The sequence below is a fragment of the Paraeggerthella hongkongensis genome, assembly GCF_003726035.1.
In the GTDB taxonomy this organism is placed as follows: Bacteria; Actinomycetota; Coriobacteriia; order Coriobacteriales; family Eggerthellaceae; genus Paraeggerthella; species Paraeggerthella hongkongensis.
In genome coordinates this window covers 191,040-208,057 of sequence record NZ_QICD01000001.1, presented here as the reverse complement: position 1 = coordinate 208,057, position 17,018 = coordinate 191,040, and the positions used below count along the sequence as shown (strand labels likewise).

Genomic DNA, 17,018 nt, shown 5'->3' with positions numbered 1-17,018 from the left:
CCCAAGCCGCAGCTCGCACGCAAGATGAAAAGGGCTTCTCCGGCTTGGAAAGCGCCCCGCCGCCGCGTCCCTCGCTCCGAGCTGCAGACAAGACGCCTCGGACATAGGCGGAAAGAACCGAGGCGAGTTCCGCACGAGCACGGGCGCCCCTGCAAGAGCGCCCGTGCGAGCCAGGACTGTCTGAGCATCGGGCCCTTCCGCCCGCGCCCAGACAGAAAACGTCTTACAGCAGCATTTCGCGCGCGGCATCGAGGGCCGCGTCGATACCGGAAGCGTCCTTGCCGCCGGCCTGAGCCATGGCGGCCTTTCCGCCGCCGCCACCCTTGATGTTCGATGAGATGGCCTTGATCACGGCCCCGGCGTCGAACCCGGCCTCCACGGCTTCGGGCGCACCGGCAGCCAGCAAAATGGGAGAGCCGTCTTTTTCGCCCGCAAGCACAACCGCGCCCGGCGCGCTCATGCGGGCGCGCATGACGTCCCACATGTTGCGCATCTGACCGGCATCGGCTTCGCCCAAACGACCGATGACAACCGGGAAGCCTCCCTTGGCCTGGACGGCGGACTCCAGCAAGGACGAGTAAGCGTCATCGGCCAAGCCCTGGCGATTGCGCTTCATTTTGGCCTGAAGCTCCTTCACCTGTTTGGCATTCGCGGCAACGCGTTCGCTCACATCGAAGATGGGCACGCGCAGCTCCTCGGCCGTTTCCTTGAGCTCGGCTTCTACGCGATTCATGTAAGCAAGGGCATCGAAGCTGGTTACCGCTTCGATGCGGCGCAGGTTCGCACCCACGCTCGATTCGCTGGTCACCTTGACGAAGCCGATCTCGCTGGTAGCAGACACATGCGTGCCGCCGCACAGCTCCTGGGAGAAGCCCTCGATATCGAGCACGCGCACGAATTCACCGTACTTCTCGCCGAACAGCGCCATAACGCCCGCTTCGCGAGCCGAAGCCAGCGACGTCTCGTACGCGCGTACAGCGTGGTTCTCCATGATCTTCTGGTTAGCCAGACGCTCGACTTCGGCAATCTGCTCGGCCGTCATGGCCTCGAAGTGCGTGAAGTCGAAGCGCAGACGGTTTTCGGCCACCAGGCTGCCGGCCTGCTTGACGTGATCGCCCAGCACCTCGCGCAACGCCCAGTGCAGGATATGCGTAGCCGTATGGTTACGACGGATGCGCTCGCGGCGCGGCGCGTCGATAGCGGCGCGAACGGTGTCGCCCACCTGGATGCGACCCTCCGGCATATCCTCCATCATTTTCACCGCATGCGCGATCAAGCCCTTTTCGGGTTCCTTCGTATCGAGGACCGCAGCCACGGCGTCGTCTTTCGCCAACGCGCCCACGTCGCCGATCTGACCGCCCTTTTCAGCGTAGAACGGCGTCACGTCCAGCACCACGCGGCCTTCTTCACCTGCGGCGAGCGCGTCAACCTGCTGCCCGTCCTTCACGATGGCCAAAACGCGCGCATCGCTCTCGTTCTTGGCGTAGCCCACGAATTCCGTGGGGCCGACGGCCTCCAGGATCTCGGCCATCACGCCGCCGTACGTGGACCATGCGGCCTCGGCGTCTTTCGTGTTGGCGGCACGAGCGCGGTTGCGCTGCTCTTCCATGCACACGCCGAACCCGTCCATGTCAACCTGAATGCCGCGCTCTTCGCACAGCTCGCGCGTGACCTCCACCGGGAAGCCGTACGTGTCATGCAGCGTAAATGCCTGATCGCCCGGCAAAACCGTGCCCTCAAGCTCAGCAAGGGCGTCATCAAGGAAGGCGCGGCCTTGGCGCAGGTTCGCGCCGAAGCGCTCCTCTTCGGAAAGAATGATACGACCCATGAGCTGGCGGTTCTCGACGATTTCCGGATACACGTGACCCATGAGGCTCACGATCTCGTCCACGTACTCGTTGAGGAACGGCTTGTCCAGGCCCAGCAGGTGGCCCTTCATGACGGCGCGGCGCAGCAAACGGCGCAAAACGTAGCCGCGGCCCTCGTTGGAAGGCAGGATGCCATCGGCGATCATGAACGCCACGGCGCGGCTATGGTCGGCCATGATGCGCAAAGACAGATCCGCCGCCGGATCGTCGCCGTACACGGTTCCGGTCAGCTTCTCGCCCACGCCCACCAGGCTGCGCAGCACATCGGTTTCGTAGTTGGACTGGACGCCCTGCATGATGGCGGCCATGCGCTCAAGGCCCATGCCGGTATCGATGTTCTTCTTGGGCAGCGGCTTGAGCGTGCCGTCTTCCTGACCGTCGTACTGGGTGAACACGCAGTTCCAGTACTCAAGGAAGCGATCGCAATCGCAACCCGGCGCACAATCGGGGCTGCCGCAGCCGAACTCCTCGCCCTGGTCGAAGTAAATCTCCGAGCACGGACCGCACGGGCCGGTAGGCCCGGCGCGCCAGAAGTTGTCGTCTTCGCCCAAGCGCGAGATATGATCGTCGGGAACGCCCAGCTTCTTCCAGATTTCGATGGTCTCGTCATCGTCCAGGAACACGGTGAAGTACAGGCGCTCGGCGGGAAGGCCCAGAACCTCGGTCGAGAACTCGTAGGCCCAGGCGCACATCTCTTCTTTGAAGTACTCGCCGAAGCTGAAGTTGCCCAGCATCTCGAAGAAGCTCTGATGGCGGCCCGTGGTGCCGATGATCTCGATGTCGTTGGTGCGGACGCACTTCTGCACCGTAGTGGTGCCGATGTAAGGCGCCTCCAGATGCTTCTGCTGCAGGAAGTAGGGCTTGAACTGCACCATACCGGCGCTCGTCAGCAAAAGCGACGGGTCGTCCGGGATAAGGGACGACGAGGGCCAGCGCTTGCAGCCCTTTTCCTCGAAAAAGCTCAGGTACTTCTCGCGAATCTCCGCGCTGGTCATGTACTTCATATGGTTGTCTGTCTTTCTATCTCTGCCTGTCTTAAAAGCTCGGCGTCGCCTACGGACGACGCTCAGCGTTTCTTACGATGGCGAGCCCGCTTGGCCTCTGCCTTGCGCTGTTCGACGCGGTCGAACGCCGCCGACACGTCGGGATGCGGCGAAATCGCATCGGCCATGGGATCCAGCTTGCCGTCCGACGCCGGCGTTCCCTGGAAGAACACCCCGTCTTCGCTCACCAACTGGCGTCCCGTGCGCTTCTCGAAATAATACACGAAAACGGACTTCGCAACAGCCACGGCGGGGATGGAAGCCAGCATGCCCACGAGAGATCCCATGAATCCGCTCATCGCGCCGCCGATGGCGGAACCGGCCATCAAGGCGATCAGGGTGAGGGCCGGGTGCACGTCCACGGAGTTCGCCATGATCTTCGGGGATATGAACGTGTACACGACCTGCTGGATGACGATGGTGGCCAGCAGGGCGAACAGCGCGATCCACGGGCTCACGAACACTCCGACGATGGCGGCAAGAGCGCCGCCCAGCCACGGGCCCACGATGGGAATGATGTTGAGCAGGCCGGTGATGCCGCCCAGAGCCGCGTAGTTGGGAATGCCCAGCATGCCGAACACCACGCCGCAGCCCACGCCGATGATGGCGCACTGCAAAAGGGTTCCTTTGATGTAGCCGCCCATGACGCGCGTGAACGTGACATGCAGCATCTCGATGGTTTCGGCATGCTTCGGGCCCGCCAAGCGCATGCTCTCGCGTCCGATGGCCGGCAGCTCCATGAGGATCCAAAACGCGACCACCAGCGAAAAGCCCACGGCCACCAAGCTGTTGACCACGCCCGCGCCGATAGCCACGACGCCCGTGGCGCTGGTTTTCGCAAAGTCGGACGCCCATGCGCCGAAGGCCTCGAGCGCATCGTTGAGGTACTTCTGGACATCAGCGTTCGCAAGGATGTCGGAATACTGGGAGTACACGGCATTGCCCCAAACGATGATGTCGTTAACATACGTGGGGATGCTCTCGATAAGGTTCACGAACTGGTCGCCCACGCCGAAAACGGGCGAGAACATGAGCAGGCACACCACGGCAAGAACGGCGAACATGAGGACGTAGGCTATCGCGGTTCCCCACATGCGCGGCACGCCCAGCTTCTCCAGCTTGGACACCGGCCCGCGCAGGCAGAACACGATGATGACGGACCAGAGAACGATTCCGACCGGTACGCTTAGGATATTGAACAGGTATACGGCCACGCCGGTTAGCAGGATGGCGCCGACCGCCGTCCACACCATGAGAAAGCTTCGTTTCGCCTTCTCGGTTTTCACGGCGGAATCAGCCGATTCCAGCTCGATCTTGGGTATATCCACAGGGCATGCTCCTTCGCGCGTCGGGCGATCCTAGCGATCCTGGGCGGACGCACCTCGGGAATCCGCAGACTGAGGGGCGCCGTCATAAGTGAAGTACTTGGGAGCAGTTGCAGCGTCCTCGTCAACGGAAGCGGTCACCGCATCGGCCATGGTGGCGGCGGTTTCGGCCGTCTTCTCGGCAACAGCCCTCTTGGCAGCCGCCTTCTCCTCACGCTGGACGCGCTGTTCAGCCCGCTGTTCGCGCTGCTCGGCAACCGCTTCCTGCGTGGCTTTAGCAGCCGTGACGGCCGCTTCCTTGACCACCTGGGTTGCAGCGGCGGCAGTTTGCGTCACGGACGCATTCGACGCCTGCTCGAACCGCGCCTCTTGCTCAGCCTTCGCCTGACCGAGCGCAACGGATTCGTCGCTGGCGCGGCGCGGCTTGAAGGCGCTGCGCACGCGATTGGTAACGGAGCTCACCAGTTCCATAGGGGCGTTCGTCACCGTATCGACGGCCTCGACGGCAGAGGACACGGTGTCGGTGATCTCGTTTACGTCTTCGAGAATCTGATCGACCCGCATAAGCTCAAGGTTTGCGGCGTCCACCGTCAGCGACACGCGGTCAACCAGCGGATCGACCTTCGCCGCCACCGGCTCCAAAGACGCGGTTATGCGCTCGACGCTTGCAAGGGTGGGCTCGACCTGCTTGTGCAGGTCCTCGACCGTCTGGCGCGCTTTGCGCACCGTCATGATCAACTCGACGGCCAGCCATACGAGAACCGCTCCGACGATCACGTAGACAACCGGCAACGCCACGCTGATAAGTTCGCTGAATTCCACGAGAAGCCTCCTGTTTCCGAAGCCTACACTATAGCACGATCGGTTTTGATTCTAACGAGATCGCTCCGCCTTTCCACCCCTCGTTCACAGGAGTTGGAAATCGGTTACCTTTCGCGCGACGTGGGGTTTTCTCCTGAAGAAAGGCGATCCCGAGCAGCGGCTTCGCTGCGATACGCCTCCCATCCACGGTCGCTAGAGCGATAGAAGCACCCCCGCTCCAAGCCGTCGGGCAGGTAGCGCTGGGCAACCCACCCGCTTGGATAGCTGTGCGGGTACTTGTACACGCCGTACTGCTCCGATCCCGGACGGTGCCGGTCGCGCAAGTGGTCCGGTACGTTGCGCAAAGGACCGTTGCGCACTTCGGCCAACGCGGCATCGATGCCGGCCTCGGCCGCATTGCTTTTCGGGGCAAGGGCCAAGTAGATTGCCGCCTGAGCCAGGTTGATGCGGCATTCGGGATAGCCGATCACCTCGGCCGATTTGAACGCTGCCTCGGCAATAAGCAGCGCTTGAGGATCGGCGTTTCCAATGTCTTCGGAAGCGGCGATGAACATGCGACGCGCAATGAACTTGGGGTCTTCTCCTCCGTCGATCATGCGAGCAAGCCAATACAGGGCGGCATCGGGGTCGCTTCCTCGCATGGATTTGATGAACGCGGAAATAACGTCGTAGTGCATGTCCTTGTTCTTATCGTAAGGAAGAGCACGATGCGGCGTGGCGGCGCGCACGGCTTCCTCCGAAACGGTGGCCGGATCCTTCGAGGTTCCCGGCTCCACCATGCCCGCCGCAAGCTCGAGCGTGGTGAGCGCGGTACGCCCATCCCCTCCCGCCAGGAGCACGATGGCCTGCAGCGCCTTGGCATCGAGCTGGTAAAGACCCGCCAGGCCCCGTTCGTCCACAACGGCGCGATTCACCAGGCGAACGATCTCCTCGTCGGACAGACCGTGCAGCTCGACCACCCGGGAGCGGCTGATCAGCGCCGAGTTCACCTCGAAAAACGGGTTTTCCGTGGTAGCGCCCACCAGCACCACCACACGATCTTCCACCGCGTGCAGCAAGGTGTCTTGCTGGCTGCGGTTGAAACGATGGATCTCGTCGACGAAGAGAATAGTGCGCAAACCGCTCATGGACAGGCGCTTTTCAGCCGCGTCGATCTCGCGCCTGAGGTCCGAAACGGTGCCCCCGATGGCCGACACCTCCACAAACGTTGCCTTCGTGGTTTCCGCGATGACGTGAGCCAAGGACGTTTTGCCCGTTCCGGCGGGGCCGAACAGTATGACCGAGCTCAGGCGGTCCTGCTCGATCGCGTTGCGCAGCCAGCTTCCCGGACCGACGGCCTCTTCTTGCCCGACGACTTCTTCGAGCGTGCGCGGACGCATGCGCACCGCCAGAGGCGCCACTTGAGACTTCCGTTCGTTCTCCATTGCTGTAAATAAGGTATCCATGGGTCGTATGGTACCATGCGAACGCTTGTTTGCCTAGAAGCTGCTTTTCGAATCAGGCTTTGCTGTTTTCGAGATCCTTTTCATGAAAATATATGTCAAGACTTTATTTTGCCTTCGATGCCCATATACTCAAATACAGGTCCTGCCCTCGAAGCCATACTTTGCGATGGACCGATGCTAATACACGAGGGAGCTCAAGATAGTGCGTGGAATGGAGATTCGCATCTGTTGATACGAAAGCCAGGAAGCGAACTGCGAGCACCCACCTTTTGAGGTGGGTTCATCCTTCTGGCCGGGGGCAGGGCTTTCTTCTTGCAAGATCGCTGACTCAGCAATCTTTTCGAGCGCAGAACTACGCTGCATCCTCATGCGCCCCGCACGAGGATGCAGTTCGGCTTCCCCGCCCCGATGCCAACCCCTTCAGCGCCGACGCCGGCCGCCCTCAGCGCTATTCCGCCGGGAACCGAAGCACGAAGGTGGTTCCCTTGCCTTCGGCGCTTTCCACCGTGATCGTTCCGCCGTGATGGATGACCGCGTGCTTGACGATGGCAAGGCCCAGGCCCGTGCCGCCCGTCTCCTTCGAACGGCTTTTATCAACCCGGAAGAAGCGCTCGAATATCTTGTCGTGCATCTCCTCGGGAATGCCCGGCCCCGTATCGCTCACGCGCACCACGGCCTGCTTCTGCACCGACGGCTGCCCCTCCCCCGCCGCGCAACGCTGCGAAGGGCTCTCGGCACGCGAAGCCCGCTCCGCACAACGGGAGGCCTTCGTCATCTCCAGCCCAACCGACATGGTCACCTTTCCGCCGTCGTGATTGTAGCGGATTCCGTTCTCGATCAGGTTGTAGAGCATCTCTTCCGCAAGGGTCTCGCTGCCGGCAATGCAGGCGCGACCGCCTTCGACGCGTACGCTCACGTTCTGATCGGCGGCGAAGCTGGACAAGCGTCCCGCCACGCGCTGGGCCACGCCGTGCAGATCGATCACGGACGCGCCCTCTTTGCCGAACGCCGATTCGTCAAGCTTCGACAAGGTCAGCACGTCGTTGATGAGCGAGCGCATAGCCTGGGCCTCGTCGTAGATGAGCGCGGCGAACTTCTGGCGATCAGCCGGCTGCACCATGTCGTTCTTCATGAGCTCGGCGTAGCCGGAGATAACCTGCAAGGGAGTTTTCATCTCATGGCTCACGTTACTTGAAAAGTCGCGGCGCATGTTCTCCGCTTCGGCAAGCTCGCGGTTCTGCTGCTTGAGCTGGCGCTGCTGCTCGTCGATGCGAATGAGCAGCGGATCCATCTCTTCGTAGATCTCGTTTTCAAGCGGACTGGAAAAATCGAGCGCATCGATGGGCTTCATGATGCGCTTCGTAAGCTCCTTGGACAGCAAGAACACCAAGGCCACGGCGATGACGAGCGCCACCAGAACCGGCATGAGCATGTCGCCCAGAAACGACAGCAGCGAATGGCGCGTTTCGGACAGGCGCACGAACGTACCGTCGTCAAGCTTCACGGCCGCGTACACGGTGTCGGTTCCAAGCGTTTCTGAATAGCGCATGGTCACGGCCTCGCCCGACTTCGCAGCCTCCTGCACCTCGGGACGGTCGGCATGGTTGTCCATGTGCGCCGTGTCGGCGGCGCTGTCGAAGAGCACCGTTCCATCCGCGCCGATCAGCGTGTAACGGGTCAGACCCGAGAACTGCTCCTTGAGCGCGGGCAAGTTGGCCGACGTGGGCGTAGCGTTCAGGTACGTGGCGGCATTCTGCGCGTTCGCGGCGATCTCCGCTTCGGCATCGTGCTCGTAGGACAGGTAGTAGATGGTGGTCATGACCACGGCCAGCACCAAGATAATGCCCAACGTGAACGCAAGGACGCTCGAGAAGATTTTTCCCGAAAGGCTCTTCACCGTAAAATGCGTGGGACTCATAGTTTAAGAAGGCTGCTTGATGCAATAGCCAACGCCACGCACCGTTTTAATGCAGGAATCGGCGCCTTCGCGAACCGCCGAGAGCTTCTGACGCAGCGTTTGGATATGGACGTCCACCGTGCGCGTCTCGCCCACGTACGTCATGCCCCACACATCCTCAAGCAGCTGCCGACGCGACAGCACGTGCCCTGCGTTCTTCATGAGCGTATGCAGCAAGTCGAACTCCTTGAGCGTAAGCGTGACCGGCTGACCGTCCACCGACACCGTATGGGCTGAAACGCACAGCTCGATCGGACCGCACGCCATGTCGTCATCGGGAATGACCGCCGGCGCGGAGGCGCGGCGCATGAGCGCGTTCACACGCGACACCAGCTCCATCATGCCGAAGGGCTTCGCCAGGTAATCGTCGGCGCCGGCATCGAGACCGCACACGGTGTCGAACTCCGTTCCCTTGGCAGTAAGCATCATAACGGGCAGGTGCTTCGTGCTGGCGTCCTCGCGCAGCATGTGCAGGATTTCCAACCCGTCGATTTCGGGCAGCATGATGTCCAAAAGGACCAGCTCCGGCACGCGCTCTCGGCAGGCCGCGAAGAACTCGCCAGCCGCAGCGAACCCCTCGGCCTCGAATCCCGCCTGCTTGAGCGCGTACACCGTAAGGTCGCGGATATTGGTATCGTCTTCTACGTAGTAAATCATTGATGGCTCCCGGGTGGCAGCTTCGGTCGTTTCGGCCCATTGTAAAGCAGCGCGCTTGCCAACGGGACAACGAGCGAGTCAAATTTGCGTAAAGTGGTGCGGAGGTCATGCCCTCGGCAGCCGGCCGAACCCCAAGGGCGCCCCGCAGCGTCCGTGCAGCCGACCGGAACGAGGCCTGCGAACGGACAGGAGGATTTTCTGGCGGCGAAAATCTCCGAACTTGGCACGGGATTGCGGGTCTGCGCTCTTGAACAAACGCCTCCAGCAACCGCCGAATCCGTCAAGCTTCAATGACCTGGCCTGTTGATGCAAGCGCTCAAAACAACCGCAAGTAATGGGCTGATCAAGGAGCGCAGGCCCGTGATTCTGTACCAAGCTTTGCGGCATCCGCTGTCGAAACGACCGAACAGCCTGAAGGTCCCGGCGCAAAAAGCTCGCGCGCGTCCACGGCAGAGCCCACGCCGGGACCCACGCAGGCGAGACGGTCCTTGCGATCGAAAGCGTGGTAGCCGCACGGGGCGCCCCGCAAGGGCAGCCCCTCCGCACGGGGCGCCCCGCCCTCGCGCGGGCGTCTCGCCCCCACGCGAAAGGCGGCCGGAACGCCCCACCGCCAGCAGCCTCGCGTGCCGCTCGGACTAGCCGAACCGTCCGGCGACGTAGTCGGCGGTGCGAGGATCGTTCGGATTGGTGAAGATGTCGTCGGTATCGCCAGCCTCCACCATCTCGCCCAACAGGAAGAACGCCGTTTTGTCGGACACGCGCAACGCTTGCAGCATATTGTGCGTAACCATGATGACGGTGTACTTGCTTTTGAGCTCGCCCACCAAGTCCTCGATCTTGGCCGTGGAGATGGGGTCGAGCGCACTGGTGGACTCGTCCATGAGCAGCACCTCGGGACGAACGGCAAGCGCACGGGCGATGCACAGACGCTGCTGCTGTCCGCCGGACAAGCCCAGCGCGTTCTTCTTCAGGCGATCTTTGAGCTCGTCCCAAATGGCAGCGTCGCGCAGGCTCTGCTCGACGATCTCGTCCAAATCGGCGCGGTTTTTGACGCCGTGCGTACGCGGGCCGAACGCCACGTTGTCGTACACGCTCATGGGAAACGGATTGGGCTGCTGGAACACCATGCCCACGCGGCGGCGCAGGTTGTTCACGTCCAGGGAGCGATAGGCATCCTCTCCGTCGAGGGCGATCTCACCTTCAACGCGGCAGCCCTCCACCAGATCGTTCATGCGATTGAGCGACTTGAGCAGCGTGGACTTACCGCAGCCAGACGGTCCGATGAGGGCTGTCACCTGGTTCTTGGGAAAATCAAGGTTGATGTTTTTCAGCGCATGGAAATCCTTGTAGTACAGGTCAAGGTCGCGCACGCTCATTTTGGCGGGAGCGTTGGACGGCGCCTTGGCCTTCGCGCGGCGATCCGCGGCCTGGCCCTGAGCGGTGGGCATGTAGGTAGGGCTGACGATCACCTGATCGGCAGCCTTCTCGAGCGTGGCATTAGTCATCTTTGCCTCCCTTGTTCATCTTTTTCGCGGCGAAGGTGGCCATCAAGTTGAGCAACACCACCATGATCAGCAAGACCACCGCCGTAGCGTACGTCTCGTTCACGTGCAGGCCCTCGCTGGCAAGCACGTACATATGCACGGCCAGCGTGCGCGCTGAATCGAACACGGCCATGGCGCCCGCATCCAAGAAATTGGGAATCTGAGCGATGGAACCCGCGGTGAAGATAAGGGCTGCCACCTCGCCGACGCACCGACCGAGCGCCAGAATAACGCCGCCCAGAATACCCGGAACGGCCGTGGGCAGCACGCAGCGAAACACCGTGCGCAAGCGACCGGCCCCCAAGCCGAAACCGCCTTCGCGATAGGCATCGGGAACGGCCAGCAGCGCCTCTTCGGTGGTGCGCATGACCACGGGAAGCACCATGATGGCCAGCGTGCATGCGCCCGCCATAAGGGACAGCCCCCATTGCAGGGCCGTCACGAAGAACAGCATGCCGAACAGGCCGTATATAATGGAGGGAATGCCCTGCAGCGTTTCGGTGGTCGTGCGCACGATCTGCACGAACTTGCTGCCGCGCTTCGCGTATTCAACCAGATAGATCGCGGAGCCAACGCCCACAGGCACCGCCATGATCAGGGAAAGGCCCGCCATGACCAGGGTGTTCACCAGCGCAGGCATAAGCGACACGTTGTCGGACGTGTACTCCCAGGCGAACAGGCTGGGCGTGAGGTACGGCACGCCGTTCACCAGGATGTATCCCACTATGAACAAGAGCACCGCAGCCGTGACCAAGGCGCCCAGGTACACGACCCAGCGCAGAAGGGCGGATACGATGCGGCGGGTTTTGCCGTGACGGGCTTCCGCGGCTGCGAACAAGGCGTCGATGCGGTCGCTTGGATTGGACGGCGCAACGGGGCCCGCGTCGGCGGATTCGTAGGCAATAGTCAGTTTCGGCGCCATTATTTCATCTCACCCCGTTTCTTGATGACGTTGAACAACATGGTGATGAGCAAGACGAACACGAACAGCACCACGCCGGTTGCCACCAGCGCACCGCGGTGCAGGTCGGCGGCGTAGCCCATCTCCAGCACGATGTTCGCCGTCATGGTGCGCACGCCGCTGAATATGCTCTCGGGAATGAGCGTTTGGTTGCCGGCGACCATGATGACGGCCATGGTCTCGCCGATGGCGCGCCCCACTCCCAGCACCACCGCGGCCATGATGCCGGACACGGCGGCAGGCACGATAACGCGAAACACCGTACGTTCGTGATCCGCGCCTAGGGCAAGCGCCCCTTCGTAGTACTTCTTGGGAACGGCGTCAAGCGCGCTTTGCGCGACGGTGATAATGGTGGGCAGGATCATGATGCCCAGAAGCACGGCAGCCGCCAGCAAGGACAAGCCGTTGCCCGGAGCGTCGGCCGGGGCGTTGGCGCGAATGAACGGCACGATGATCACCAGGCCGAAGAAACCGTACACGACCGACGGAATGCCCGCCAAAAGCTCCACGCCCGGCTTGAGCACCGCCGCGATCTTGCCGCTGGCGAACCGGGACAGGAAGATAGCGCACAGAAGCCCCGTGGGAACGCCCACCACCATAGCGCCCGCCGTTACGTATACGCTGCCCACGATCATGGGGAAGATACCGTAGATATCGTTGGCCGGACGCCACGTTGTACCGAAGAGAAATTCCGGAAGGCCGATCTGCGCGATAGCCGGTACGCCGTTCGCGAAAAGGAAGACGCAGATAAGGGCCACCGCGAGGATCGAGATCCCCGCGGCAGCTACGAACAGCGCCTTCGCAATGCCTTCTTTGATGTGTACGCGAGACATGCGAGTCCTACTCGATTACGTCGCTCGCCCTTAGGCCAGCGCGTCTTCCCACGTGGTCAGCTGGCCGGTGTATATGCCCTTCACCTGATCGGACGTAAGGCCGTCCACCGCAGAGCCGTTGTTCACGATGATGGCGATGCCGTCCTGCGCGATAACCGTCGCCTTGACGCCGGTCTCGGAGTCTTTCAGCTCGCGGGAAACCATGCCGATGTCGCAGGTGCCTTCCGTAGCCATGTTGACGCCCGTGGTGGAATCGGACTGGTTCACCTCGATGGTCACGCCGGAGTTGAGCGCTTTGTAAGCCTCGGCCAGCTTCTCCATAACCGGAGTCACCGAAGAGGAACCCGCGATGACGATCTTGCCGGACTTGCCGGAAGCCTTGTAGGCAGAAGCACCGTCGGCAACCGAGATAAAGCCGTTCTCTTCGACAACCTTCTGGCCGTCAGCGCTCATGATGTAAGCCACGAAATCCTGAGCCACGTCGGACAGGCCGTCCTTCGTCACGATGTTGAAGGGACGAGCAACCTTGTACTCGCCGCTCTTCACGTTTTCGGCCGTCGGCTGAGCGCCATCGATGGCAAGGGCCTTCACCGTGTCGTTCAGAGAGCCCAGGGAAATGTATCCGATGCCGTTCTTGTCGCCGGACACGGACGTCATCATGACGGACGTGGAGTTCGTGATGGCCGCCGAAGGCGTGGTCATGTCGACTTTCTTGCCGTTGGCGTCCTTCTCCTCGATGCCGAGCAGCTCGACGAACGCGCCGCGCGTGCCAGAGCCGTCTTCGCGCGAATACACGGAAACCGCGCCCGACGGCGACGAGGACGCGCCCTCGTCGCCAGCCGACCCGCCGTTGCCTGACGCGCACCCGAACAGCCCGAACAGACCCAGCGCCAGCGCTGCCGCGCTCACCGCCATAACCAAACGCTTCTTCATGCTCTTCCTTCCTTCGATGCGCCCCCGTTGGCGCAATACTGGCTGCAGTAGTACGGGCCTTCCGGCCCGTTGCAAAGAACATGATGAAGTTGAAGCATCAAAGGAATGTCGGATACGGGTTAAAACTCTGTAAAGTTTACCGTTTTCCCAGTTCAGAATTACAATTACTTAATTACGAACCAAAGTTGGCACCTGGAAGGACCGGCACGCTCACCCGTCAGCCAGAAGGCCGACGAGCACGGCGCGCACCCGGATACGCTGGCAACGCCGCGTACCAAAACAAGCTAACGACGCACGATACGCAAGATTCTGGGCTGCGTCTCGATCAGGCGAAGCATGCAATCGACCACGGAAGGATCGAACTGGGTGCCCGCGCCGTCGCGCAGCTGTTGCACTGCGTCTTCGAACGAAAGATGCGCCCGGTACTGGCGATCCGAGGTCATGGCATCGAACGCGTCCGCCACCGCGATAATGCGCGCATTCAGCTCGATGTCTTGACCGGCGATGCCGTCAGGGTAGCCCCGTCCGTCGTAACGCTCGTGGTGATGCCTGATCACGGGCACAATGCTCTCGAACATCGACACCGCCGACAAGATCATGGCTCCCTTCATGGGATGACGCTTGATCTCTTCGTATTCGACATCGTCGAGCGTGTCGGTTTTGAGCAGAATGTCATCGGCGGTCCCAATCTTGCCGATGTCGTGGAACAGACCGGCCACCCGCAGTTCTTCGAGCGCATCGGCATCGAACCCGTACGCTCGACCGATCTCCACCGCCAAGGCCGCCACGCGATCGGAGTGGCCGCGCGTGTACTCGTCTTTCGCGTCGACCGCCAGGCGCAGCACCTCGACCGTATCCATGTATCGCTGCTTGAGCTGCGCGTACGTGTCATGCAGTTCCTCGTTTTTGATATTGACGAGCGAATGCAGAAACGCGTTGCTGATAGACGACGCAGCTTGATGGGCGTAAATCTCCAAAAGCTTGATGCCGTACTCGCTCGACACGTTGCGCGCGTAAATCACCCCGAGCGAACGCTTCTGTTCGTCGCACAGCGGCAGCACCACGCCCTCGGGGGCATGTAAGAGCGCACAATCCGTGCGCGCGCGACCGACGGCCTCCATGAGGTCGTGATCCAAAAGGTTGGTGAACGAGTCCACTGAGCCGCGGTATGCGCCGATGCCGCAGAAGATGCTCTTGCGCTCTTGAGAGCCCGCGCCTGCCGCAGGATCGAACGATTCAGGCAGCTCGTCTATGAGAATGAACGCGTCCTCGCCGTTTACCAGGGGCAGAATCTGACGAAGAATCTCCTCGAGTATGTTGCCGATGGGCTGAAGCTGGTAGATTTTGGGGACGGCGCCCAAAATGCTGTTGAGTCCTTCCTGGAACTGCTTTATGGTGCGCATCTGGCTGATGGACTTGACGCCGGATTCCACCAGCAACTGCAGCTGATCGGTACGGTCGCTTTTCTCGCAATACGCCTGAATAGCCAAAGACTTGAGCGTGCTCACCGGCGGCGCAAGCTCTTTATGCCCGGTCAGAAGAAGTATGTACAGCTCGTAATCGGTCTTGCGAATGCGCTCGACCACCTCGTCGCCGTGAATGGATTGCATAAAATAGTCAAGGATGAGCAGGTCGTAGTGCTCGCGCTCAAGCTCCTCGAGCGCTTCAAGCGGATTGGTGAACCCCTTGCACCAGTATCCGCTGCGATTCACCATGGCAACAACGGTGTCGATGATCCCCTCTTCGTCATCAACGACCATAATACGGTATTCCTCGGAAACCTCCCGACTACGCCGCTTGCGCATACAATGCTACCCTCGCTTTCCTGCCAAAGGAATTTGAATGAAGAACGTGGTGCCCGCGCCCGGCTGCGTTTCGAACCACATGCTGCCGCGGAACATGCCTTTTACCGTGCTGTAGGACATGTACAGGCCAAGTCCGGTCCCGTGCTTGCCCCTTGTTGTCGTCATCTCTTTGAACAGGAGCTTTTGAACATCGGGTGCAATGCCCGCCCCTTGATCGGAAACGGAGAAACGCACGCTGTCCTCGACCGGCTCCACGTTCAGCTTGATCGTGCCACCGTCCCCATTATACGCATGGATGGCATTGTCGATGACGTTATCTAGAATCTGAACAAGACTATTCACATCGCCGAACACCACCTGCTCACGACTGATGTTCACCTCGGTTTCCAGCGTGCATCCGCCCTTCACGAGCGAATGCTGCATGAGTATCTGCGTTCGCTTCAGCACCTCGCCAACGGTGAACGGATGGGATGAGTCCTCGCTGAACTGGGCTGCCTGTCCCTTGACGGTGGATATGATGTCGGACATGTACGAAAGCTGGATCTTCATCTTCGCAAGCCACTCATCCATATCGCGGGCGATCTCGCGATGATCGTCATCGGTAACCTCTTGGTCCCCTACCGAGTCGCGATACTCCGACACCAGCCATTGCACCTGGTCGATGCCTCCCGAAATAGCCAAGATGGGACTTTTGAGATTGTGCGCGATCCCGCCGATCATCTGCCCGAGCGAAGCCAAGCGCTCCCGCTCAAGCAGAATGTCTTGATTGTCGCGCAACGCCTGCAGGTCAAGCACGTGTTGCGTGACGTCCTTGAACAACAGCACGAGCGCCGGATACGACAAGCTCTCCGACAAAGGCGTGTACTCGACCGTGTAGAACAGAGGACCTTCGCCCGCCTCGACGGCAAGGTCAGCCGTTTGCAAACGGCCGGACTCGAAGGCGACCGCAATGTTCCAGCGAATGGAAGCAACCTGGTCGGCAGACAATCCCATACCGACCAGCAGATCGTCGAGCTTCGTTTTTTTCTGGGCGTTCGATCGATCATAGAACCGACGGGTGAACGATTCGTTGCAATCGAGCATGCGAAGCTCGCGATCGATAACCACGAAACAATCCGAAATGCGATTGATGACGGTTTGCGTGGCAATGGGAACGGTTTTAAGGAAGCCGAATCGAAACAGCGACACAATGTAGAGCAGTACGGTAATGGTGAACGCAACCGGCGTAGTGTACACGTAGAAGCCGGGAACGTGCAGCGTGTAGCAGATGTTCGTGACCGTGGGAATAAGCGCGGCCGCAACGTTGAGCAGCGCCTGCAGCGAAAGCACGCCCGAGGTTTTGATGGCGGTATAGCATAGCAGCCCCATGCCGGTGAACAGGCACGCATACGAATACAAGGCGTAGAACACAAAGTACGGCCCCTGTACGTACCCTACGCCCGGCGTATACGAAAGGTAGAAAAGATGATGGAAGTCGTTCGTGAATATCACAACCATCGTGATAATGGGGAACGCGAACAGCAGCCCGTATGCCTTCGAAAAGCCTTTGAAGCTTTTCTGGTACGCCAAACCCAGCAACAGCATAGTGACCGGCACAAATGCGGCCCCAAAGTAGGCGAAGTTGTCAACGAACACGGAAAGCTCCGGATCGGCGGCAACGTACTTGCCGCCGAGCACCGCCGTGTTCCACACGATCAGCTCGACGATGATGGTGATGAACAGGTAGTGAAGCGTTTTCTTCTCTTTGGCAAACGCCACGTAGCACAGCATGGCGACCAACGCGATGAGAACCACCGTCAACACGATTACGGAAGCAGCGTCCACG

General features: G+C 60.8%; 12 protein-coding genes. All 12 read right to left on the bottom strand.

Translation table 11 applies throughout. The annotated features are described in order from the left end of the window. Window positions 1-223: 223 nt before the first annotated feature. The 12 genes from alaS to DMP08_RS00825 all read right to left on the bottom strand — a co-directional run bounded on the left by alaS (window position 224) and on the right by DMP08_RS00825 (window position 17,017). A complete protein-coding gene (gene alaS / locus DMP08_RS00880) occupies window positions 224-2,872 on the bottom strand; it encodes an alanine--tRNA ligase (RefSeq protein WP_123191119.1) in 2,649 nt (882 codons plus the stop codon). Between the two features lie 62 nt (window positions 2,873-2,934). Beyond that, window positions 2,935-4,239 (bottom strand): AI-2E family transporter, encoded by a 1,305-nt coding sequence (locus DMP08_RS00875; RefSeq protein WP_244596713.1) that lies wholly within the window; start codon window positions 4,237-4,239, stop codon window positions 2,935-2,937. A gap of 30 nt (window positions 4,240-4,269) precedes the next feature. Next, window positions 4,270-5,058: a ribonuclease E domain-containing protein gene (locus tag DMP08_RS00870; protein WP_123191118.1), complete on the bottom strand. Its 789-nt coding sequence runs from the start codon at window positions 5,056-5,058 to the stop codon at window positions 4,270-4,272. 104 nt (window positions 5,059-5,162) lie between these two features. Then, complete coding sequence (locus DMP08_RS00865; RefSeq protein ID WP_123191117.1) at window positions 5,163-6,503, bottom strand: replication-associated recombination protein A; 1,341 nt, start codon at window positions 6,501-6,503, stop codon at window positions 5,163-5,165. A gap of 448 nt (window positions 6,504-6,951) precedes the next feature. Continuing rightward, window positions 6,952-8,421, bottom strand: a complete 1,470-nt coding sequence (locus tag DMP08_RS00860) for a sensor histidine kinase (RefSeq protein ID WP_123191116.1) — start codon at window positions 8,419-8,421, stop codon at window positions 6,952-6,954. 3 nt (window positions 8,422-8,424) lie between these two features. Further along, window positions 8,425-9,117 (bottom strand): winged helix-turn-helix domain-containing protein, encoded by a 693-nt coding sequence (locus DMP08_RS00855; RefSeq protein WP_114566536.1) that lies wholly within the window; start codon window positions 9,115-9,117, stop codon window positions 8,425-8,427. A 635-nt stretch (window positions 9,118-9,752) separates the two neighbouring features. Continuing rightward, window positions 9,753-10,622, bottom strand: coding sequence for a phosphate ABC transporter ATP-binding protein PstB (gene pstB, locus DMP08_RS00850; RefSeq protein WP_123191115.1), 870 nt, complete (start codon window positions 10,620-10,622; stop codon window positions 9,753-9,755). Further along, entirely contained in the window at window positions 10,615-11,583 is a 969-nt protein-coding gene (gene pstA, locus DMP08_RS00845) for a phosphate ABC transporter permease PstA (RefSeq protein WP_123191114.1), read from the bottom strand. Before pstA ends, pstB begins: the two co-directional genes overlap by 8 nt. Continuing rightward, complete coding sequence (gene pstC / locus DMP08_RS00840; RefSeq protein WP_123191113.1) at window positions 11,583-12,455, bottom strand: phosphate ABC transporter permease subunit PstC; 873 nt, start codon at window positions 12,453-12,455, stop codon at window positions 11,583-11,585. Before pstC ends, pstA begins: the two co-directional genes overlap by 1 nt. A 30-nt stretch (window positions 12,456-12,485) precedes the next feature. After that, window positions 12,486-13,388, bottom strand: coding sequence for a substrate-binding domain-containing protein (locus tag DMP08_RS00835; protein WP_123191112.1), 903 nt, complete (start codon window positions 13,386-13,388; stop codon window positions 12,486-12,488). Window positions 13,389-13,672: 284 nt separating this feature from the next. Next, window positions 13,673-15,148 carry an HD domain-containing response regulator gene (locus DMP08_RS00830; protein WP_211328360.1) on the bottom strand — a complete coding sequence of 492 codons (1,476 nt, stop codon included), beginning with the start codon at window positions 15,146-15,148 and terminating at the stop codon, window positions 13,673-13,675. Window positions 15,149-15,199: 51 nt separating this feature from the next. Further along, window positions 15,200-17,017 carry a sensor histidine kinase gene (locus DMP08_RS00825; protein ID WP_161555395.1) on the bottom strand — a complete coding sequence of 606 codons (1,818 nt, stop codon included), beginning with the start codon at window positions 17,015-17,017 and terminating at the stop codon, window positions 15,200-15,202. Window position 17,018: the final 1 nt, after the last annotated feature.

Bases quoted from the DNA above. Each gene is read 5' to 3' on its own strand.
- pstA (WP_123191114.1), bottom strand. From the start codon at position 11,583: ATGGCGCCGAAACTGACTATTGCCTACGAATCCGCCGACGCGGGCCCC.
- alaS (WP_123191119.1), bottom strand. From the start codon at position 2,872: ATGAAGTACATGACCAGCGCGGAGATTCGCGAGAAGTACCTGAGCTTT.
- pstB (WP_123191115.1), bottom strand. From the start codon at position 10,622: ATGACTAATGCCACGCTCGAGAAGGCTGCCGATCAGGTGATCGTCAGC.
- DMP08_RS00860 (WP_123191116.1), bottom strand. From the start codon at position 8,421: ATGAGTCCCACGCATTTTACGGTGAAGAGCCTTTCGGGAAAAATCTTC.
- pstC (WP_123191113.1), bottom strand. From the start codon at position 12,455: ATGTCTCGCGTACACATCAAAGAAGGCATTGCGAAGGCGCTGTTCGTA.
- DMP08_RS00865 (WP_123191117.1), bottom strand. From the start codon at position 6,503: ATGGATACCTTATTTACAGCAATGGAGAACGAACGGAAGTCTCAAGTG.
- DMP08_RS00855 (WP_114566536.1), bottom strand. From the start codon at position 9,117: ATGATTTACTACGTAGAAGACGATACCAATATCCGCGACCTTACGGTG.
- DMP08_RS00835 (WP_123191112.1), bottom strand. From the start codon at position 13,388: ATGAAGAAGCGTTTGGTTATGGCGGTGAGCGCGGCAGCGCTGGCGCTG.
- DMP08_RS00830 (WP_211328360.1), bottom strand. From the start codon at position 15,148: ATGGTCGTTGATGACGAAGAGGGGATCATCGACACCGTTGTTGCCATG.